Annotated in this window: 24 protein-coding genes; 11 read left to right on the top strand and 13 right to left on the bottom strand. The window is 44.7% G+C overall.

From position 1 onward, the window contains the following. Positions 1-142: 142 nt before the first annotated feature. The 4 genes from R8O70_RS00795 to R8O70_RS00810 all read left to right on the top strand — a co-directional run bounded on the left by R8O70_RS00795 (position 143) and on the right by R8O70_RS00810 (position 4,126). The gene (locus R8O70_RS00795) at positions 143-853 is read left to right on the top strand and encodes a response regulator (protein ID WP_258625408.1); all 711 of its coding nucleotides are present in this window, start codon (positions 143-145) and stop codon (positions 851-853) included. After that, the gene (creC, locus tag R8O70_RS00800; RefSeq protein ID WP_005374977.1) at positions 853-2,295 is read left to right on the top strand and encodes a two-component system sensor histidine kinase CreC; all 1,443 of its coding nucleotides are present in this window, start codon (positions 853-855) and stop codon (positions 2,293-2,295) included. Before R8O70_RS00795 ends, creC begins: the two co-directional genes overlap by 1 nt. Positions 2,296-2,370: 75 nt before the next feature. After that, entirely contained in the window at positions 2,371-3,711 is a 1,341-nt protein-coding gene (creD, locus tag R8O70_RS00805) for a cell envelope integrity protein CreD (protein ID WP_258625410.1), read from the top strand. After that, complete coding sequence (locus tag R8O70_RS00810; protein WP_258625412.1) at positions 3,698-4,126, top strand: DUF2809 domain-containing protein; 429 nt, start codon at positions 3,698-3,700, stop codon at positions 4,124-4,126. The genes creD and R8O70_RS00810 overlap by 14 nt, the downstream gene beginning before the upstream one ends. 507 nt (positions 4,127-4,633) lie before the next feature. On the opposite strand, the gene R8O70_RS00815 is transcribed toward R8O70_RS00810, so the two are convergent. Further along, the gene (locus R8O70_RS00815) at positions 4,634-5,308 is read right to left on the bottom strand and encodes a fructose-6-phosphate aldolase (RefSeq protein ID WP_258625414.1); all 675 of its coding nucleotides are present in this window, start codon (positions 5,306-5,308) and stop codon (positions 4,634-4,636) included. 254 nt (positions 5,309-5,562) lie between these two features. Between R8O70_RS00815 and R8O70_RS00820 the strand changes: the two genes are divergently transcribed. Together R8O70_RS00820 and R8O70_RS00825 are read left to right on the top strand one after the other, a co-directional pair. Then, positions 5,563-6,504 (top strand): glycyl-radical enzyme activating protein, encoded by a 942-nt coding sequence (locus tag R8O70_RS00820; protein ID WP_031778879.1) that lies wholly within the window; start codon positions 5,563-5,565, stop codon positions 6,502-6,504. 2 nt (positions 6,505-6,506) lie between these two features. After that, positions 6,507-8,945: a formate C-acetyltransferase/glycerol dehydratase family glycyl radical enzyme gene (locus R8O70_RS00825; RefSeq protein ID WP_318183990.1), complete on the top strand. Its 2,439-nt coding sequence runs from the start codon at positions 6,507-6,509 to the stop codon at positions 8,943-8,945. Positions 8,946-9,029: 84 nt separating this feature from the next. On the opposite strand, the gene R8O70_RS00830 is transcribed toward R8O70_RS00825, so the two are convergent. Beyond that, entirely contained in the window at positions 9,030-9,575 is a 546-nt protein-coding gene (locus tag R8O70_RS00830) for a TetR/AcrR family transcriptional regulator (RefSeq protein ID WP_005374997.1), read from the bottom strand. Positions 9,576-9,673: 98 nt separating this feature from the next. Between R8O70_RS00830 and R8O70_RS00835 the strand changes: the two genes are divergently transcribed. From R8O70_RS00835 to R8O70_RS00850, 4 genes are all read left to right on the top strand, one after another. Then, positions 9,674-10,147 carry an HPP family protein gene (locus tag R8O70_RS00835; RefSeq protein ID WP_005374998.1) on the top strand — a complete coding sequence of 158 codons (474 nt, stop codon included), beginning with the start codon at positions 9,674-9,676 and terminating at the stop codon, positions 10,145-10,147. Between the two features lie 138 nt (positions 10,148-10,285). After that, entirely contained in the window at positions 10,286-10,501 is a 216-nt protein-coding gene (locus tag R8O70_RS00840; RefSeq protein WP_005374999.1) for a TIGR02450 family Trp-rich protein, read from the top strand. A gap of 112 nt (positions 10,502-10,613) precedes the next feature. Next, positions 10,614-10,991, top strand: coding sequence for a PH domain-containing protein (locus tag R8O70_RS00845; protein WP_005375000.1), 378 nt, complete (start codon positions 10,614-10,616; stop codon positions 10,989-10,991). A 10-nt stretch (positions 10,992-11,001) separates the two neighbouring features. Beyond that, entirely contained in the window at positions 11,002-11,220 is a 219-nt protein-coding gene (locus R8O70_RS00850; RefSeq protein WP_005375001.1) for a DUF6500 family protein, read from the top strand. Here the strand turns inward: R8O70_RS00850 and R8O70_RS00855 are convergent. From R8O70_RS00855 to fliD, 9 genes are all read right to left on the bottom strand, one after another. Continuing rightward, on the bottom strand, positions 11,217-11,504 hold the full coding sequence (locus tag R8O70_RS00855; protein ID WP_005375002.1) for a hypothetical protein: 288 nt from the start codon (positions 11,502-11,504) through the stop codon (positions 11,217-11,219). The genes R8O70_RS00850 and R8O70_RS00855 overlap by 4 nt on opposite strands. 77 nt (positions 11,505-11,581) lie before the next feature. Continuing rightward, complete coding sequence (locus tag R8O70_RS00860) at positions 11,582-12,577, bottom strand: flagellar motor protein MotB (RefSeq protein WP_005375003.1); 996 nt, start codon at positions 12,575-12,577, stop codon at positions 11,582-11,584. Further along, entirely contained in the window at positions 12,577-13,434 is an 858-nt protein-coding gene (motA, locus tag R8O70_RS00865) for a flagellar motor stator protein MotA (RefSeq protein WP_005375006.1), read from the bottom strand. The genes R8O70_RS00860 and motA overlap by 1 nt, the downstream gene beginning before the upstream one ends. 10 nt (positions 13,435-13,444) lie before the next feature. After that, entirely contained in the window at positions 13,445-14,173 is a 729-nt protein-coding gene (locus R8O70_RS00870) for a FliA/WhiG family RNA polymerase sigma factor (RefSeq protein WP_005375008.1), read from the bottom strand. A 12-nt stretch (positions 14,174-14,185) separates the two neighbouring features. Beyond that, positions 14,186-14,686, bottom strand: coding sequence for a flagellar basal body-associated protein FliL (gene fliL / locus R8O70_RS00875; protein WP_005375011.1), 501 nt, complete (start codon positions 14,684-14,686; stop codon positions 14,186-14,188). 22 nt (positions 14,687-14,708) lie between these two features. Further along, positions 14,709-15,782 carry a flagellar hook-length control protein FliK gene (locus R8O70_RS00880; protein WP_005375012.1) on the bottom strand — a complete coding sequence of 358 codons (1,074 nt, stop codon included), beginning with the start codon at positions 15,780-15,782 and terminating at the stop codon, positions 14,709-14,711. Continuing rightward, positions 15,779-16,099 carry a hypothetical protein gene (locus R8O70_RS00885; RefSeq protein WP_005375013.1) on the bottom strand — a complete coding sequence of 107 codons (321 nt, stop codon included), beginning with the start codon at positions 16,097-16,099 and terminating at the stop codon, positions 15,779-15,781. The genes R8O70_RS00880 and R8O70_RS00885 overlap by 4 nt, the downstream gene beginning before the upstream one ends. Next, a complete protein-coding gene (fliS, locus tag R8O70_RS00890; RefSeq protein ID WP_005375014.1) occupies positions 16,083-16,469 on the bottom strand; it encodes a flagellar export chaperone FliS in 387 nt (128 codons plus the stop codon). Before fliS ends, R8O70_RS00885 begins: the two co-directional genes overlap by 17 nt. A 32-nt stretch (positions 16,470-16,501) precedes the next feature. Continuing rightward, positions 16,502-17,848: a flagellar filament capping protein FliD gene (fliD, locus tag R8O70_RS00895; RefSeq protein ID WP_258625419.1), complete on the bottom strand. Its 1,347-nt coding sequence runs from the start codon at positions 17,846-17,848 to the stop codon at positions 16,502-16,504. 416 nt (positions 17,849-18,264) lie between these two features. Here fliD and R8O70_RS00900 point away from each other — a divergent pair, with 416 nt between their 5' ends. Continuing rightward, positions 18,265-18,552 (top strand): hypothetical protein, encoded by a 288-nt coding sequence (locus tag R8O70_RS00900; protein ID WP_005375016.1) that lies wholly within the window; start codon positions 18,265-18,267, stop codon positions 18,550-18,552. 70 nt (positions 18,553-18,622) lie between these two features. Here the strand turns inward: R8O70_RS00900 and lafA are convergent, their stop codons facing one another. Both lafA and R8O70_RS00910 read right to left on the bottom strand, forming a co-directional pair. After that, complete coding sequence (lafA, locus tag R8O70_RS00905; protein ID WP_005375019.1) at positions 18,623-19,474, bottom strand: lateral flagellin LafA; 852 nt, start codon at positions 19,472-19,474, stop codon at positions 18,623-18,625. 301 nt (positions 19,475-19,775) lie between these two features. Then, positions 19,776-20,546, bottom strand: coding sequence for an EAL domain-containing protein (locus R8O70_RS00910; protein ID WP_005375023.1), 771 nt, complete (start codon positions 20,544-20,546; stop codon positions 19,776-19,778). Positions 20,547-20,561 lie beyond the last annotated feature (15 nt).

Here is a 20,561-nt window from a genome sequence, read left to right on the forward strand (position 1 = left end):
TAAATTTATTATGCTGAATAGAAGTGTGTTTGATTAGTATTATCCACGAACTGCGCCTTTGCTGCATCAATCCACTAGCCTTGGCCCCAAATTAAGTGATAATACCAACATAAAGATAAACACCGTCAATGAGGCTAAGACATTGAGCGAACAACCCACCGTCCTTATTATCGAGGATGAATCTGCTATCGCAGAGAACCTGATTCATGTATTAGAGATGGATGGCTACCACGCAGAGTGGTTTGCAACAGCAGGAGAGGGCTTAGCTTTTTTGCAGTACAACTCCGCAGCGTTACTTGTCTTAGACGTAGGCTTACCGGATGGCAATGGTTTTGAATTATGCAAAACCATCCGTGAGTTTTCTGATATTCCCATAATCTTTCTCACCGCAAGAAGCGATGAAATTGACCGCGTAGTCGGTTTGGAAATTGGCGCGGATGATTACGTGACTAAGCCATTTAGCCCGCGCGAAATGTTGGCTCGCATTAAACTTCGAATCAAAGCTAAAGCGCCAATGATGGAGCACAAACCAGAGCCTGTAGCTGTTCCAGAACAACCTCAATTTAGTCAAGATTTGGTTGCGCAGAACTTCGACTACGGTGTCGGTGGACAAATGCTTGGGTTAACTGCGGTGGAATTTAAGATCCTCGATAGGCTGATTTCCGTCTCTTCCAATGTATTGAGCCGAGAGCAGCTCATGGTCGCGGCAGACATGGCGCCAGAGGCTGCATACGAGCGCAATATCGATACCCACATCAAAGCCATTCGCCATAAGTTGAAGCCGTTTGAGATGTCTGAACGCATCTGTACCAAACGTGGCTTTGGTTACTTTTACTGCACTAAAGGTGAATGATGAATCGCTGGCCGAAGATCCCGCTTGGACTCAGACTGTTTTTTCTCTACTTCATCTTAGTCGGAATGACGGCTTACATGGTGAGCAAAACCGTTGTCCAAGAACTGAAGCCAACCGTGCGTCAAACCACCGAAGAGACGCTGGTGGATATGGCGAACTTGCTTGCGGTATTGGCGGAAGAAGACGTTGCAAACGGAAAGTTGTCTGAGAGTCGCTTCTCCAAACTACTAGCGGCTTATGGGCAGCGAGAACCCCAAGCGCGCATTTGGGAAATTGGCAAAAAAGCGATTAACCATCGAATTTACATCACCGATAAACAAGGCATTGTGATTGCGGATTCTTGGCAGCAAGACGTAGGCAAAGACTACTCGCAATGGAACGATGTGTATCTCACGTTGCGTGGTCAATACGGCGCGCGCAGTACCATCGAAGACCCGAAAGATCCACTCTCAACCGTTATGCACGTTGCTGCGCCCGTTTACCACAAAGGCGAAATCATTGGTAGCGTGACGGTGGCAAAATCCAATCGCTCAGTACAACCCTTCATCGATCTTTCTAAACGCAATGTGCTGTTTTGGATGGTGTGGATGAGTGGTTTAGTGCTATTGGCAGGGGCATTGTTTGCTTGGCGAATTCACTCGGCACTGAACAAGCTGGAAGATTACGCAACCAAAATGGGTGAAGGTGAAAAGGTCTCTAAGCCGACATTTCGTATCTTTTATGAGTACGGCACGCTAAGTGATGCATTAGAGAAAATGCGCAATCAGCTCGATGGTAAACAGTATGTGGAAGAGTACGTACAGACGCTGACTCATGAGCTGAAAAGTCCGTTATCAGCAATTAAAGGTGCGAGTGAAATATTGCAAATGCCATTGCCTGAAGAAAAGGTCACGCGCTTTGCTGGCAACATTGAGCGAGAAAGCGATCGCATGCAGTCATTGATTGATAAGTTGCTAGAACTTGCTCGTCTTGAAAAGCGCCCTGAACTAGAACAAGTCGAAGCTATCTCGCTAAAACAAATGGTCAATGAAGTGGTTGAATCGGCGGATGCGCGTTTGAGTGCAAAGTCGGTGATTGCCAACATCCAAATTGATGACCACCAAGCCGTGCTTGGTGATGCCTTCTTACTGAAACAAGCCGTTTTTAACCTGATGGACAATGCGCTGGATTTTGTTCATTCAGAGGGACGCATTGAGTGGAAAACTGAGGTCACGAAAGAAAAGGTGTGCCTGTCGATTTTCAATTCAGGTCCTCATATTCCCGACTATGCAATGCCTCGTTTAACCGAGCGCTTCTACTCCCTCGCTCGGAAAAATGGTGTTAAGAGCACTGGGCTCGGGCTGAATTTTGTTGAGCAAGTGATCAAACTGCACAAGGGTAAGTTGCAAGTCGAAAACGTCGATTCTGGCGTGAAAGTGACGCTGGTTTTACCAACTCCATAGAAACTCCACATTAGCTCCATTCGTTCTCCAAATTGCTGATTTAGATTACTCCCATCAGCAAATGGAGAATGAAACATGAAAAAGATCCTCAATAACCAACTCGGCACGAAGTTCGCCTTCGTGCTGTTTTTGTTTGTCTTACTGCAAATCCCGCTTTCAATGGTCACTGGGCTGATCTCAGAACGCTCATATCGCCAAGATGAAGTCAGAAACGACATCGCACGCAGTAGCAGCGGCGAACAGCGCATCATTGGTCCATTCATCATGGTTAACTACACCGAAACCAGTTACCGAGATGACAAAGTACAGATTAAAGAGCGTCGTAAATTTCTTTTACCTAGCACTTTTGATATGAGCGCGAATCTGGACAGTTTTGAAAAGTACCGAGGTATTTACCGTGCGCGTTTATACAAGGCACAAGTGGCACTGAAAGGCACTTTTGATGCAGACGATCTCGCGGCGTTGCAGGGGCTTGATATTGACAACATGAGCCTAGTGGTTGGCATTGAAGACAGCCGCGGATTAATTCGTTTGGATGACATGACCATAGCGAGTGCTGACATCGAAGTCGCACCGGGAACAGGGCTAGACCAGTTACCACAAGGCTTCCACAGTGCTCTGACACTCGCAGACCTAAACCCAGAACAACCTTTGGCATTCGATCTTAACTTCTTGTTGCAAGGGATGGGGCAGCTTCAAGTCACACCAATCGGCAGTCAAACAACGGTTGAACTTTCTTCAACTTGGGCACATCCAAGCTTTATCGGTGATTACTTACCGGTGTCATCAGAAGTCTCTGAAGATGGATTTAATGCACAATGGGCGAGCAACAACTTCTCAACCAATATCGCGCAGCTGTTCCAAAGTTGTTTGTCATCGAATCACGCTTGTCACGAGCTTGAACAGCGACAAATGGGCGTAGATTTGATTGATCCCGTGGACCATTATTTGAAATCCCACCGAGCTGTGAACTATTCACTGTTGGTTATCACATTAGTATTTGCGAGTTTCTTCTTGCTGGAGCTGTTCCAAGCGCGTCCGGTTCACCCAGTGCAATACGGCTTTATTGGTCTGGCTTTAGCGCTTTTTTATCTATTGCTGATTTCGATGAGTGAACATCTGGGCTTTAACTGGGCGTATGTGGTGTCAGCAGTCGCATCGACGGGGCTTTTAAGTGTGTACGTGAGCGGTATGTTGAGCAACACCAAACACGGCGCGATCTTCGGAGCGTGTTTGCTCACTCTCTACGGATTACTGTTTGGCTTGCTACAAGCAGAAAGCTACGCATTGGTTATGGGGACATTACTGTGTTTTGCGATTTTGAGTTTCACTATGGTTATTACACGCAACATCGACTGGTACGCACGAAATAAGAAAGCAGAAGAAAGTGCAAAGGCGAATCATGAAGACGTTTAAGCGAGCAACTCTCACTGGTCAACCAAGTGATATGGTGGAAGAGACGTCCGCTATCCACCTGCGATTTTCTGCAAAAAATGGACTGAAAAGCTTGGCGTGTTTTATCGCATTGGTCGTTATTGCGCTCTATGTTAGAGACAGCTTTATTCGTCCGACATTTGGCGATGTTCTGGTTGTGGTTTGGCTCTACTACTTTCTTGCAAGCTTGTTCTCCATGCCCGTTAACTGGCTGGTTTCATTGGTGGTGTTGATTGCGTTCGCTGTTGAGTTAGGGCAATTGCTTCAGGTCGCAGCTTGGCTTGGTATCGAATCTTCATCGCCTCTGGCTGTAATTTTGGGCGCCACATTTGATTGGAAAGATCTGCAGGCTTACTGCATCGGAGGTCTACTGTGTTGGTGGATGGAAAAGAAATGAAAACCGAAGTGAAAGCCATTGCTTTACCAAACCGACTCCGCCATTCCAAACGAGGTATTCGTAAGAGGCTCAAAATCAGTTTACTCAAGCGAGTGTACCTTTGGTCACTGACTAATAGAGAACTGCTGTAAACCTCACCTCTTTATATGAGATACAAAAGGGAATCTTAAACTCACCGGCGCACAGGGTGAGTTAAGACTCCCTTTATTAATAGGGTCTATTGAGCTTTCAAGCTGATTTTTGCAGCTATTTGTGGGTAATTTATATGAGGCAGAGACATTTGAAATGTAGTTGGTGTAACTGATAAGCCGGTAATGAAGTAGAAATGAACCACAAACGCTGCCCGAAGGGTTCGGCTAAAAGCGTTTTACTCTTTGTTGAGAGGTAATTGCTTAGAATGACTAGGCGGCAAACCTCTCGCCGCGATTAAAACGCTTTTATCTCGAACAAAATCTCACCATGAAAGTTCAATAGACCCTAACTAAGACATCTAGCTGCTACTTTTAATTAGCTTTCAAATGAAAGTTTATCGCCGAACGTCTCTTTCCAGTCTTTATCGAACTGCTCAACCGCCGGTTTTACTGCTGGGTGAGTGAACATTTGTGCTGCCACATCGGTCGGTAATGTGATGGCTTCTATACCCAGTTTCATCACTTCCATCGCTTGTTGAGTGTTCTTGAAACTGGCTGCCAAAATCTTCGCTGGTAGTTGGTTTTGATCGAGCAACAATTGAAGATCCGCGACCACTTCAACACCGTTGCCGTTCATCGCATCAATGCGGTTTACGTAAGGTGCTAGGTAGTCTGCACCGCACAGTGCCGTAAGGAAACCCTGTTGAGCTGAATAGATAGCGGTAGCAAGAACCTGAATTCCCTCTTTTTTCATTAGCTTAATTGCCGCTAAGCCGGTTTCTGTTGCTGGCACTTTTACCACCATATCGTAAGGCAATTCATTCAATTGGCGTGCTTCTGCCACCATGCCTTCGACGGTTGAACTCACGACTTGAGCGTGAAAGCGAGGTGTACCGCCAAGTGCTTCTTGCATGCCTGCTAGGGTTTCATTCAGTCCCTGTTTTGACTTCGCCAAAATGCTTGGGTTTGTCGTCACGCCTTTTAGCGGTAGGCACTGGTTAAAGCGTTTTACTTCTGCCACATCAGCAGTATCTAAATAAAGTTCGATCATGGTTTCTACCTTAAACAAAATCTTCGTTTTGATGATGGGATCACTATAGATCTGACAATCGAACGAGATCTTGATTCTGATCAATTGAAATTTCATTTGAAACTATAATAATTTCATTAAATGAAAGTTAAGTGAAACTTGTAAACGCTCAAATGAAGCTTTCAGTTCGAACAAAGAAAAGCTGTTCATAAGACTTAACCAGCAAGAAACGAATTAGGTACACAGCGGTAGCACAGACCAAGAGGCAAGCAGAGATGTATTTCAATATTCAACGATTCTCTACCCATGATGGTGATGGCATTCGTTCCATTCTTTTTCTTAAAGGATGCAGCTTGTCTTGCCCTTGGTGTCAAAACCCAGAAAGTCGCAGCGAAAAGCATTCACTCTTATTTGATCAGCGAAGCTGCATGGAAGATTGCCAACTGTGCGTTTCTGCTTATCAAGCCACAACTCAATCCACAACGGGTAGTGAAAAGGTAAGTAATGGTATTCAACGCATCGACAACCAGATCATCATCAATCGCAAAGCCATCAAAGAAGACCAACTTATCGCGCTTCGAAACGTCTGTCCTACGCAAGCACTGACTGTCTGCGGTGAAGAGGCAAAATCAGACATGCTGTTCGATACCTTGATGAAAGACAAACCTTTCTATGACCAAAGCCAAGGTGGCGTGACCTTCTCCGGTGGTGAGCCACTCATGCAAGCCGATTTAGTGGCGGAACTCGCGCAGCGTCTGCATGACAACCAAGTCTCGACTGCGATTGAATCGTGCATGCATGTGCCGTGGAAGAACGTCGAAAAAGCCGCGCCGCATATTGATTGCTGGTTGGCGGATTTAAAACACACCGATGAAGAAAAGTTTCTTAGGTGGGCGAAAGGTTCACTAAAACGCATCAAAGACAATTTCCGAAAACTGGCACCTATCGCGAAACGCATTGTGATTCGCGTTCCAGTGGTGCCGGGATTCAATGACACCATCGAAGAGTTGAAAGACATCATCGATTTTGCGGCTTCACTAGAAAGCTGCCAAGAACTTCACTTGCTGCCGTACCACACGCTCGGCATCAATAAATACCGTTTGCTCGATATGCCTTACGAGTGTTCTGACAAGCCATTAAACAAACCAGAACTGCTAGAAAGCGCCATGCAATACGCAAGCGAAAACACCCAACTTAACGTGATTGTAAGAGGTTAACTATGGACCTGAATTACCTTCCTGAGCGTATCAAAGCGCACAAATCGGCACTGGTAAATATCGTAACGCCACCTGTCTGTACCGAGCGTGCAGAGGCATACACTCGTGCTTATCAAGCAAACGAAGACAAACCTGTGATTGTCCAACGTGCGTTAGCACTGCAAGAGCACTTACGCACTCGTACGATTTGGATTAAACACGATGAGCTAATCGTCGGTAACCAAGCGAGCAAAGTACGTGCTGCGCCTATTTTCCCAGAATACACTGTACGTTGGATTGAAGCGGAAATTGATGAGCTAGCCGACCGCCCTGGTGCAGGCTTTGCGGTCACTGAAGAAGATAAGCAAAGCATTCACAGCATCACACCGTACTGGCGCGGTAAAACTGTTCAAGACCGTTGTTATGGCTTGTTTACTGATGAGCAGCAAGAAATCTTAGCCAGCACCATCATTAAAGCCGAAGGCAACATGACTTCGGGTGACGCACACCTAGCGGTGGATAACGAGAAAATCCTTAAGCTAGGCATGAACGGTTTGCTAGAGGATGTTCGTCAGCACCGTGCTAACAATGATGTTTCGACCTTTGAAGGCTTGAAGAAAGAGCAGTTCTACAAATCGGTCGAAATTGTACTGCTTGCCATTCAAGACCACATGGTGAGCTATGCTGAATTGGCGGCAAAAATGGCGCTAGAAGAGACGCGTCCGCTGCGCAAAGCTGAGTTAGAAAGCATTGCGGCAAACTGTCGTCATGTAGCAAACCACGCACCAGAAAACTTCTGGCAAGCACTGCAATTGAGCTACTTCGTTCAGTTGATGTTACAAATCGAATCGAACGGTCACTCGGTTTCTTTTGGTCGTATGGACCAGTTCCTAAACGAATTTTATGTTCGCGATATCGAAAACGGCGCGATCGAAAAAGACTTTGCACTAGAGCTTTTACAAAGCTGCTGGTTGAAGCTGCTTGAAGTAAACAAGATTCGCTCTGGCGCGCACTCGAAAGCATCCGCAGGTTCTCCGCTGTACCAAAACGTGTGTATTGGCGGTCAGAAGTTGAATGAAAAGGGTGAGCCAGAAGACGCAGTGAATCCACTTTCTTGGGCGATTCTGGAATCTTGTGGCCAGTTACGTTCGACGCAACCTAACTTAAGTGTGCGTTACCACGAAGGTTTGAACCAAGAGTTCTTAATGGGTTGTATCGAAGTGATTAAGTGCGGCTTCGGTATGCCTGCGTTCAACAACGATGAGATTGTCATTCCTGAATTCATCAAGCTTGGCGTAGAGAAAGAAGACGCTTACAACTACGCATCTATCGGCTGTATCGAGACGGCGGTTCCGGGCAAATGGGGGTACCGTTGTACGGGCATGAGCTTCATTAACTTCGCTCGTATCTTGCTTGCTTCATTGAACGAAGGTGTGGATGCAACAACGGGTAAAGCTTTCTTGCCGCACGATAAGTCATTAGCAAAAGGCAACTTTGAGAACTTTGAGCAAGTGACAGCTTCTTGGGCAGAGCAAATCCGCTATTACACCCGTAAATCGATTGAGATTGATACAGTCGTCGACAGCGTGCTTGAACAGCAAGCGCAAGACATATTCTGTTCAACGCTGGTGGATGACTGTTTAGCTCGCGGTAAAACCGTGAAAGAAGGTGGCGCGAAATACGATTGGGTATCTGGCTTGCAAGTCGGTATCGCAAACTTGGGTAACAGCCTAGCCGCCATCAAGCACCTTGTTTTCGATGATGCGCAAATCACCCAACCCCTTATCTCACAACAACAGCTAGCAAAAGCATTGGCTGAAGATTTCGACGGCATGGAGAACGAGCAGCTTCGCCAACGTCTTATCAACTTTGCACCAAAATACGGTAACGATGATGACGCAGTAGACCAACTACTGGCAGACGCGTACCAAGTGTACATTGATGAGCTAGAGCAGTTCGTTAATACACGTCATGGGCGTGGTCCAATTGGCGGCGGTTACTACGCAGGTACATCAAGTATCTCGGCAAACGTCCCATTCGGTGCTTCAACCATGGCAACGCCAGACGGTCGTAAAGCGAAAACGCCATTGGCAGAAGGTGCAAGCCCGTCATCTGGCTCAGACCGTTTAGGTCCAACGGCAGTGTACAACTCGGTTGGTAAGATTCAAGCGAATAAGATCCTTGGTGGCGTGCTGCTTAACCAGAAGTTAAGCCCTGCAGCGGTTGAGTCTGAAGGGGATAAGCTCAAGCTTTCTATGTTGATTCGTACCTTCTTCAACCACCACAAAGGTTGGCACGTGCAGTACAACATCGTCTCTCGTGAGACCTTGCTAGCTGCGAAGAAGAACCCTGAACAATATCGTGATCTTGTTGTGCGAGTTGCAGGCTACTCAGCGTTTTTCACCGCGCTATCACCAGACGCGCAAGACGACATCATCGCACGCACCGAGCACGAGCTGTAAGTAGACTCACTAAGTAAAACAAAAGGCACCGATTGGTGCCTTTGGTTTGAATACTTAATCCGCAAATGACTATACCTGAATGCATTACAGCTTGTGCAAAATGGTCACGCATTTTTTCGTGACGTTGTCGTACTCTTTCGTCATGTAAGCGGTAGTGATCGCGCCCTCTTTCATGATGCAAATGGCATCGAGTAATGCAGCGTTGTCTGATTTGAGATAGCGTTGAATTAGCTCTCTGACTTGCTGCTTATGGTAGCGGCAATACGTTGCGATCTCGCCACTGTCGTCACTGAATTCCGCGGACGTATTGATGAAAAAGCAACCGCGAAACTCGCCCAACTTTTCTTCAGAGCCATGAAACCAGCCGTTGAGTGCTGTAAATAACTGATCGATCACCTCCGCGCTCGTTTGTGCTGAAGAAAGCTTTTCCTCCAACCATTCCATAAATATTTGGTGGCGTTGTTCTAATGCGGCGATGATAAGCGCTTCTTTGCTCTCAAAATGGTTATATAGCGTGCGTTTAGCCACGCCGGAAACATTGAGAACTTCATTGATGCCAATAGAGTTTATGCCTTGTTTGTAAAACAGTGACAAAGCTGTGTCGATCAATAACTGTTTCTTTTTGTTCATAACTATGTCCTCAAAAAGTTCCATAAACACATATTGACAAAGGTAGACAGATTTGTCTATTTTATTTTGTAGACAATTCGGTCTACTTTGAGGTGTTTATGAATAATTTAATTTTATCGTTGGTTGCCGGGCTTGGCGCTACGTTGGCTATTGGCGTATTGTCCTACGCTGAGGTATCACTGACGGAGGTTGTACTCCTGATGGCACCATTTGGTGCTACCGCAGTACTGGTGTTTGGGGTGCCTAGCAGCCCTCTCGCTCAACCAAAAAACGTGATCATTGGTCACTTCATCACGGCATCTATCGGTATTGCGTTTAGCCAGTATGTTGACGTCACGCCGGTCACGCTCGCGATTGCGACGGGGCTAGGTGTTTCTGCGATGCTGATTACGAAGACCACTCATCCACCTGCGGGTGCAAATCCAATTTTGATCATGGCGTCTGGGCAGGGATGGAGTTTTCTCTTCACGCCTGTCCTGATTGGCGCGGTAGTGATTGTTCTGGTCGGTAAAGGGCTACAGTTGCTCCAAAGTCAGTACTTAAACCCTCGATTGAATGGTCAGAAGACCTAGTCGGGTTGTAGTTAGGGCCGCGAAAGGGAGTGATCTCTTTTGCGGTTTTATCTTTTGTAGGTTTGCAAAAACAAAATCTGATTCTCTCTTGGTATTCAGTCGTATACATCAACATGGTAGTTAAATTGGTACAATGCGATGAACAGAATCCACCCTAAGAAACTATTGCACAGTAAATGGACGGCAATTTCACCTAAAAACAAAGAGAAGCATTTTGTTGTGACGGAAATGGAACTAGATGAAGATGGTAACGTTGTGAGATGTGTCATCGAGGCAGTCATGAGTAAACGCGACCGAGAGATGAACTGGCAAGACCTAAAAGACTCTGAGCAATGGATGCAAGGGTGGAAGTGAGTGACGCTTCGTTGTTGGGCGAATCAAGCAGAAACGTGCGTTGCGAGTAGGCAAAAGTGGTGCTATCTGATACGTTGATAATTCGTTCTAACGCCCACTCAAAGGATTAATTATGATTGATTTCGACAATTCCTCTGTATTTAAGCTTAAGCCGATTGACGTTTCTAATGCCAGAGAAGACTTCCTTAAGTTCTTGATTGATGGTGAGACTATTTTCGCTGTTTTTAAAACAGTTCGTGACCAAGTGGTGTTTACGAACAAGCGAGTGATAGCGGCAAATGTGCAAGGGATTACCGGCTCAAAAGTGGATTACACTTCTTTGCCTTACAGTAAGATCAATGCATTTTCTATCGAGACCTCTGGTACTTTTGATTTGGATTGTGAAATCGAGTTCTTCATGAGTGAGGTGGGAAGAGTGCGTTTTGAAATTAAAGGCTCGTTTGATTTGATTTCTTTCAACCGTATGGTTAGTGAGTATGTACTAGGTTAAGGGATTAGAAATGAGAGCTTCGCTGAGAGACAAAATTATAGAGGTCTGTGACAAAAAGATCGCGAGTAAAGGTGAATTGGTTGGTCTCTCATTTTATGCGTTTTTCGCTAATAAAAATGACGACCCAGAGCTGTTGATGGAAGCGGCTACGTGGTGGATTCAGACTCATCAGCTCGACCACTTCGAAAAAGCAGTAAAAGTAAAATCAATGGTCGAGTCGGGGAGCTAAATTAAAAAAAAGAAGTAAAGAAAGCAGACAAATGCTAATAACGTTGCGGACAAAACAGGGTAGATAATGTAAGAGTCCTGCTTGTTGGTTCGTTGAAAACATAGCGAAACAAGTAAGACGTTATAAACTACAAGTAACAAGCTGATCATGGTTCCGCTGTTTAATGTCATACTTGATAGCTGAGTTAAGAAAAACGCCAATAAAAGGTAATCGAAGACAATGAGCCATAAAAAGGCTTTCTTCAGTAAGTCGCTTTTTCTTTTTTCGGATGATGTTATGTGCATATAGAACTCAACTAAAAAGTCACAGTAACAGAGGCTTTGGTTAGAGAGGTCACCATCAGAGTGGTGACCTTTTAAGATTATAATTCTTGAATTTTTACTTCGCTGGTGGCGGTATCGCCGGAGTAATTGATGACTTCTTGACGAATGACTGGTTGGTTGAATTCAGCCTTATCTTTCGCTTTTTGCAGTTCGCTTTCTTGGTGGTTGCCAAAAAGGGTCTCAAGCACTTTAGCGGCAGGAGTCGTTAAAACAAACAGCTCAATACGACGGTTTTCGCTAGAATCTGGCTCATCAGGATTAAGCAGCGCTCTATCTGACATACCCGTTACCTGCATTACTCTATCATCCGGCATACCGCCTTCAACTAACGTATTTCTTGCTACGTCTGCTCGAGAGGCTGATAACGCCCAGTTAGATTGACGACCAAAACGCTTTTTAAATGGAATTGCATCTGTGTGTCCGCTGATGATCAGAGGGTTGTTAACACGATGAAATACAGGTGCTAGTGCGAGCAGTAAATCTTCAAAAAAAGGAGTAAGTTCTGCACCACCACGGCTGAACATATGCTGTTTGTAATCATCTTGAAGGACGATACGCAAACCTTGTGGTGTCACCGTGACGTTTACATTTCCCTGCGCATTAATTTGGGCAGTCATTTGCTCAATTACTTTCGCTAGTGCGGCAAGTTGCTCTTGAGTATCGAAGTTACCAGGAATCAAAGAATCAATTTCTGGTCCATCCCCATCACCTTTAAAGTAAGAGCTTACTACATGGTTGGAGTTGTGTTTACTTGGCACAGAAGAGTCCTGTGCCAAGTCGATAGGAGAAATACTTTGTGACGTATCAAATGGGTTGCCGTAACTCTTGTCGAATACGCTTGAACTATGCAAGTGGGCAACAATCGCTTTACGCTCTTCTTTGTCTACCACCTGCATAACCCAAAGTACAAGAAACAGCGCCATTAGGGCGATCATGAAGTCAGCAAACGCGACTTTCCACGCGCCGCCATGAGACGACTCATCATGGCTGTATACTTTGGCACGTTTGAACACTACATGCTCTTGTTTTTGCATTATCCCTCCTGTTCAGCTAACCACTTCTCCATTTGGTTGAATGTTGGTTTGATGTCTAGCTGAATATGTTTACGACCAGCGTCAATGGCGAGCAATGTCGGCTTTTTCGCTACGTAGGCAACCAAGGTTGCACGAACGCACTCAAAAGCAGTCATATTACGTTTTACTCGCTGAGCCATGGCGTTACTTAGTGGATCTAAGCCACAGTAACAACCGAAAATACCAATGAATGTACCAACGAGAGCTGCCGCAACGTGATACCCAATCATAGCGATTGAGCCATCAATAGCTTGCATGGTGATAATGATGCCACCAACTGCTGCAAGAATACCGAAGCCAGGTAGTGCTTCTGCTGTACGCTGTAGTGAGCGTGAAGGTAAAAGCATTTCGTTCTGTATTGCTTCGATTTCTTGCTCTAGCAGTCCCTCTAATTCATGAGGCGACATCTGTCCCATTGCCATTAAACGTAAATTGTCAGTAATGAAAGAAATTAGGCGATGATCTTCTGCGATCGTCGGGTAAGCGAGGAACATAGAGCTTTGCTCCGGAGCCTCAATATGAGAATCCAGAAACTTGTATCCGCGGTTTCTCGCTGTCTCTAGCAAGTTGTTGAGTAGTGCCATTAATTCCATGTAGTACTCATGCTCTTCTGTTGGACCTTTAATGGTCGCTGGCACTTGGCGACGCATTTCTTTCAGTACATGAGGCGGATTACCGATGATCAAAGAACCAGCAGCGGCGCCAATAATGATAAGGAATTCGGCTGGCTGCCAGATAGCACCTAAGCTACCACCGGCCCACATATATCCACCGAAGACGCACACCAGGATAGTGAGCACTCCAAAAAACTTTTGCATCTTGTGACTCCTAAGAGGACATTAATTGGTTGAGTTGTTTCAGCGCTTGTTTGTGAAGCTGACATATACGAGGTGGTGTCAGATCCAATACCAGAGCTATTTCGTGTAAGTTGAGTTCATGTTGATAGAACAGAGTCAGGAGCAGTTGATCGCGCTTAGGTAATTTACCCAAAGCACTGTCTAAACTACGACGAATATGTTCATGTTCCATGCCATCGTATTGCCCGCCAATGTAGCTATCACCGCTGCTCTCCATCAGTTGGTCAAGGCTTTGCATCTCGCCTGCGAGAGCGGCATTTTGGCGGTTGTAATAATCTTGCTCATTCGTCCCTAAAGCCTGGATGATTTCGGCATCCGTTGGCATTCGACCTAACGTTCGAGTGAGATCTCGAGTCACGTCGTTGAGCTCGTGGGCTTGTTGACGAGTCTTACGTGAACGCCAATCTAGTCGGCGTAATTCGTCTAAAATAGCTCCCCGAACTCGACAAACGGCGAAAGCAGGAAAGTGAGGATCGTCAACATCGCCATATCGGCGTCCAGCCTCGACTAGAGCGATAAGGCCTATCTGCTGCATATCTTCAATACTACAGTGAGAAGTGGCATGAACGCGCAGCTGGTTAACTACGCGTTTTACCATGACCTGATGACGTTGTAGCAATGCGTTTTCATCAATTGGTCGTGACGGTGTTGTCACTTCCTCTTCTGTGGTGTAAGTGTCTTGTACATTCATGTCTAACATGGTTGTGCTCCGTTATTGCACAACATATTTAGTCAACAAAACATCGTCGATTTCTCGGACGATGTCTGTTTTAGCAAAAGCGAGTAGAAGCGTTTGCTTCACTTCGTCTTGCAGAATATCGATGGCACCCGCTTGCTGTAACTGATCAAACGTTTTGTCGCTAAACAGTTTTAATAGAGAGTTTTGTACCATAGGCATGTATTCATCGATCTCTTTGATACGCTCTGGACGGCGTGTCTCAATTGCCAGTTCTAGCATCACAAAGTGAGTCTGTTTCTTGCCTTTAACGGTCAAAACGACTTTGTCCAAAGGATGGAAGCTAGGACCTTTACTTGTCGGTTGTTCTGTGACCAAAAAAGACAGTGGAGAGTCTTCGATCAGTGAACCAGAGTCAGGTGACTCTTGAGCGTGTTTGTTTAAGTACCAGATTCCGCCCATAATTGTGACGGCCGAAACGAGGGCACTGGTGATGATCATGGCGATAAACAGGGCGATCATTTGTTGTTTGGTCATAACCTTTTTCCTCGAAGATTCACTAAGCTTGAGTGCTTAGCCAGTGTTCTGAATAGTTAGTTGTTGTCGTGGTTTGGAATGCACCAGATTCTCGTGCGGCGAAAATATTGGCGTCTTCTTCGTTTGCATGTGGGTCATTTCGACCTTGGTTTTGATCAGAGCCAACATTGACATCGACATGAACGAAGTTTTGCTCTTGTAACTCAGTACGCAATCGTTCCGAAACTTGCATTAAAGCTTCTCGTGTTGCTGCGGCATTGGCGTTGATGTGGACACTCAATCGGTCACCTTCAACACGTACAAGTAAATCCAATTTCCCTAAGTCTGGTGGGTCTAGGCGGATTTTTGCTTCTTGTACATTTTGTTGAGCTTGGAGCGTCACGCGATCATGTAATACTTGCATCATTTGCTCCCCCCACTTTCCGGCAGTGGTATCAACACGCACCGCTGCCCACTCAGAGCCTTGAGCTTGAACATGACTCGTCGCAACCGGTGAATGTGCAGGTTGTGTTGTAGGAGCTTGTGCTTGAAGTAGAGAGGCGGTTGGTTGCCCTTGAACAGGTTGATTCAAAAGAGTTTGAAACTCAGCACCGGAGATAGGCAAACGCGAACTCGATGAAGTCGGCAGACTTTGCTTCACATCTTGTTTTGATGATGTGTTTAACATAGCGTTAGACGAATCTTGAGTAACAGACTTAACTTCGCTCGCAGTCATTAAAGATGACGCTTTTCCTAGTTTCTCAGCCTGCTTCTCTGCCATGGTAATCATACCCTGGGTTAAAGCTTGAGCTTGCGCTGCAAGATCAGTCGATTCTGTTAACCCTAGTGTACTGGTCAAGTTGGCATCCGGATCTGAAGCTGAGCGGTCATCAGTATCAAAACCATGACTTTGTACTTTGTTTGCGCTGTTCAAAGTAGAGGCCGTAAGGTGAAAACTCGGTACCGCTGACGCAGAGTTAAAGTCTTGCTCACCATTCTGCTTGTTCCCTGATTTAAAACCATGAGAAAAGCCGTGTACCGAGTTCGCTTGCTTGATGTGACCCTCATTGTTAGCTGGCGAATTACCCGAGTGCTGAGTTGAAGAAGGTATGATCATTGAGTTAGCTCCATGGTCATTGCTAATTGATAGGCCATAGCGCGTTCTTGATGGTCATTGACCATGTTCATCTCTTTTTTCAACTCGTTGGTCGACTTCTCTAATACTGCGAAGGCATTAGCGTGCACTGTTTTCGCTCGCTGGATTTCAGGTGCAAGCTTAGGATCTTTCAAAAAAGGCTTGTGACTGATCAAAAGCTCTCGCAACTGCAAGTCGTACCGCTTGAGCGCATGCCAATCGGCCGTTTTTGCGGCGAACTGGATGAGCTGAGATAAATGACGGAATCGCTCTGGCGATACTTTATGCTTGTTGTCCAAAATTCATCCAACCTTCACGAATGTTACCCATTACACGCTCAACGTTAACCAAGCGATTTGCATCGTTTTGCACGCTAGCGTAATAAAGTTCGACTTGGCAGAAGTCATACAGCTGGCGTAGGTTTTCCGCAATTTCACCGCCGTTTTCATCATCTAAAGCACTTGTTAGTCCAATCAAGATGTTCATGCATTTGTTGATTCCATTCCCTTTCTCGGCCAAACGATTTGCGGCTAGGTGGCCGCGAATACGTTCAACTTCATCGAGTAGGCCATCGATTAACATGATGACCAATTGGTGTGGATTTGCTGCTGCCGCTTGAGCGTCGAGATCGACTTGTTGGTACGAATCGTAACCAGAATCCATAAGCATGAATATTTCTCCTAAATTTGGAACCAAATGTCTTATTTTTGAGCATTAAACATGGACATGGTTTGGTTCATTTGGGTCATAATTGAATTCATTTGAGTGAATTGTTTGAGATAGCGGTTGTACGACATTTCGTACTTACGCTCTAAATTGGTTTGTTTATCTTTGATTCGGTCTAAGCTTGACTGTATTGCGTCTTTACGCGTGCTGAAGGTACCTGATGAGAACTTCAAGAAAGGCTCTACCATCGCGTCAAGAGAATCTAGCAAAGCGTCATCCCCATTAAACAACGCCTCTAAGCCTGCGCTGTTTGTTTGTTGAGCTTCTTTGAACTTTTCTTGATCAACTTTCATTTTACCGTTGCGGTCTAGGCTCACGCCGATTTCGCTTAGGCGCATACCATTGTGTTCACCTCGGATTAACCCCGTTAACTGACTCTCAATAGAACGCAATGTCGAGTCGCTAGCGAGCACGCCGCGTTTCTGATCTTCACCGCCAATTTGGGTGTACTGATCGATAGTCGAAACAAGGGCATTGTAGGTTTCCACAAACTTATCTAGTTGTTCTTTAGTGCCTTCGCTATCAGCTCCAATTTTTAAACCGATTGGCGAATCTCCCGCGGCTTGCGGTTTAGATACGGTAATGTCAACACCGTCGATGACACCTTCAAAAGTATTACTTGCGTTGGTTAGTTTCAGGCCTGAGTCTTTTGCACCTAGCCACATAACCGCATCTTGCGGAGCGTTGATTTGCTTGAGGTTGGTGAAGGCGTCTTCAAACCACGCTTGGCCAGTACCCGATGCAGATACGTTGATCTTATTTTCGACACCAGTCTCAGTGCTCGATAGCATAAAGTGTGTTTGACCATTCGAGCGAACTAGAGTGGCGTTAACGCCAGGGTTATCCGTGTGATTGTTAATCGCACTGGCTAAATCGCTGATCGTTGCAGTGCCGTCACCATTAACATCAACGGAGGACAAGTCTAGACTCATTGTTTCACCGTTGATGGTGAATTCTAAAGATCCAGTTGTTGGTACTTCTGTCGTTGCCTCAAGGTCTGCAGGCATACCTGTAGATACTTGATGCGCCGTTGCCACTTTTTCTACAAAAATCTGATAGTTACCCGTTAGCGCTTTAGCATCCGCGTTTGCAGTAAAGTTACCTTCTTGAGAGAGTGTCGCACTGTTTTTGATGATGCTGTTTGTGCTGTTATTCATCTCTTTCATTGCAGTACGAAAATCACGTAGTGCGCTTTCAACTTTATTAAAAGCTGACAGTTGTGACTGGTACACATTAGCTTGCGCTTGGTAACGGTTTTTGAATGGGTTTGTGTCCAATTGTGCGAATTGGGTTGCCATTTTTACTGGGTCTAAAGAACTCATGAGGTGTGCTCCTCTCATCTCTTATTGGCTTGAATACTTTGAATGCTACGCCTTAGTTTAATTATCAGTGGCAAGATGCGTGCCGTATATTAAGTTCAATTAAAACAAAGGTTTAAAGCTATTTTGTTTTCTTGGGAGGAAGTGGTGTTTCCACCTTGTTTGTTCCGCCTTCCTCCATGGAAAAAGTAATTTCCTTATAAGAAAAGGCGACCTAAACAAAGAAAATATTTAATTGTATTGACGGTTCTAATTAGGAGAGATGTTTTAATTAGACGTTATATTCAGCCCTTACTTCAGCTTGATTCAGATAATTCTTACAGAGTACATTAATTACGTTCTGATATTATTTTTGATAGTGTGACGTGCAAGTGTTCTCACTAAAAATTAAATTTTTTACGTTTCAAAGAATGTCAGTTATGAATGAATTTGCGTTACGATTGATGAAGTGTGCTCGTGCATATGAAGAGTTCATTAACAAAAAACTATTAAGTAAACAGAGCATCAATTCTGATGAGATAGCTAGTATCTTAAAGGAAGCTAAGTTCAATTTTCCTGAACTTAGAGATAGTAAAATAGGAAGCAAATTAGAGACGATAGAATTAGAACTGTTTAATAAGGTTTTATTTAATATTATGTTGAAATTCGGATTCAGAGTGCCTGAATCTCACAAAGATAATACGAGCTCTATTTATATTCGTAGATAAAAATAAAGCCTTCCATAGGAAGGCTTTATAATTAAGACGATTTAAATTAAGCGCACTATTAACTAAGTAATTAGCGTAGTAGTGACATTGCCATGCTTGGAAGCTGGTTAGTTTGAGACAGAACAGTTGTACCTGCTTGCATCAACATTTGGTTCTTAGTCATGTTTGAAGACTCTACTGCAAAGTCTGTATCCATGATACGACCTTTAGATGCTGTAACGTTTTCTACCATGTTACCAAGGTTAGCCATAGTGTGCTCAAGACGGTTGATGTTCGCACCGAAGTCTGCACGAGAGCTACCAATTTTTTCTACTAGACCGTCAGCGCCGCTGATTTTGTCTAGTGCTGCTTTTGCTTTAGTCGCGTCATCGATACCATCTGTAATTGCTGCATCAGCAAGAATAGTAGTGATTTCACCGATACCTGCGCTTGCGCTTACAGTCAATGTTTCAGCAGAAGATGCACCGATTTGGAATGTTACGTCACCTGCACCGAAGCCGCCGCCTTTAAGAAGGTTTTGACCACCGAACTTAGTGTTGTCTACGATGTTGTTTAGTTCTGCAGTAAGCTGTGTGAACTCTTTGTTAAGAGACGCACGGTCTGTTGCACTGTTTGAACCGTTCAACGATTGTGTAGCAAGGTCGTTCATACGGTAAACGATGTTTGTCATTTCATCCATCGCACCTTCAGCAGTTTGCATCATAGAGATGCCGTCTTGTGCGTTACGCATTGCTACTGACATGCCGCGTGTTTGCGCTTCTAGACGGTTAGCAATTTGAAGACCAGCAGCGTCATCAGCAGCTGAGTTCACACGGTAGCCTGTGCTTAGACGTTCCATTGCTGTGTTTAGAAGTCCGCTTGTTGTGTTCATTGTGTTTTGAGTTACAAGCGAAGCGTAGTTAGTGTGCATTGATAAAGCCATCTTAGTCTCCTTAGTTAGTCACTATATCTTTCAGGCCTCGGGATATTCCCTTGTCACTAACTAGAGGCGGTCGGTCGGCTTTAATGATTAATTTGAAAATTAAAAAATTTCTAAAAAAGATAAAAATTGATGATTTTTAGTGATTTGTATTCCATGAAAACCGGGAAAATCATCATATAAGCCTAAATTTTTTAGTTAAGTTAAAGAAACTATTGCCCAATGATCTTGTGGTTATCCGTTATAAATAAAAAAACAGCACGAATAAATCGTGCTGTTTTAAATATAAATGGTTGAGTTTCAACTATTCCTCATCAAAAGACTGAAAGGAGAGAGAGGTTGGGATATCGCTGAAATAACCAAAATAATAACTGGCACCCAATAAACGATAGCGGTTAAGTTCCGTTTGACTCGCTACACGTCCGGCAACCCAAGTATATTTATGCTTTCTTAAGAACTTAGCAATAGGTAGGAAAGCGTGTCTTTCTTCTTTATCTTCTAGTGTGACTGACAATTTGATCATATCGGGACTAAAGTCTGCGACGCGCTCGAAGTTCACTTGCGATGTCGCGACTTCAAACCAAAGTGAATATGCATTCTCTTTTAACTTTTTGGTGAGTGTGGCGACTTTATCACGATCACATAACGTTTCATCAGCTTGAAGAGAAGGAATCACATGTTGAAAAGCAGAAGAGTGGAATTGAATCGTCTGTTCGAGAAAATAAACCCCAGGCTCCCACAGTAATGCATCCACGCGAATCGGCACGACAACATTACTAATCAAGTCGTGATGAAAGGCTTCTAACTGAAATTGTGTTTGTCTTAGTGCAAGGTAAAGACTGAACAAATCCAGGCAGTACTGCATTTGTTCAGAGAGTTTGAATTGATAGACACTTTGTTCTCCACGCATACCAAATCTCAACGTCAGGTGTTGGAATTCTACTTCTCCTGATTGAGCTTCCCTAATTGCTTGGCATGCGTGTTGGACATCATTGTGTTTTAAAGCATCAAAGACTAATTGATCGTCATCCGTGACGATATGTTGTACTGCGAGACCAACCAAATGTTCGTACATCGCATGTGTTGAAAT

The organism is Vibrio sp. 779(2023), from assembly GCF_033344285.1.
In the GTDB taxonomy this organism is placed as follows: Bacteria; Pseudomonadota; Gammaproteobacteria; order Enterobacterales; family Vibrionaceae; genus Vibrio; species Vibrio alginolyticus.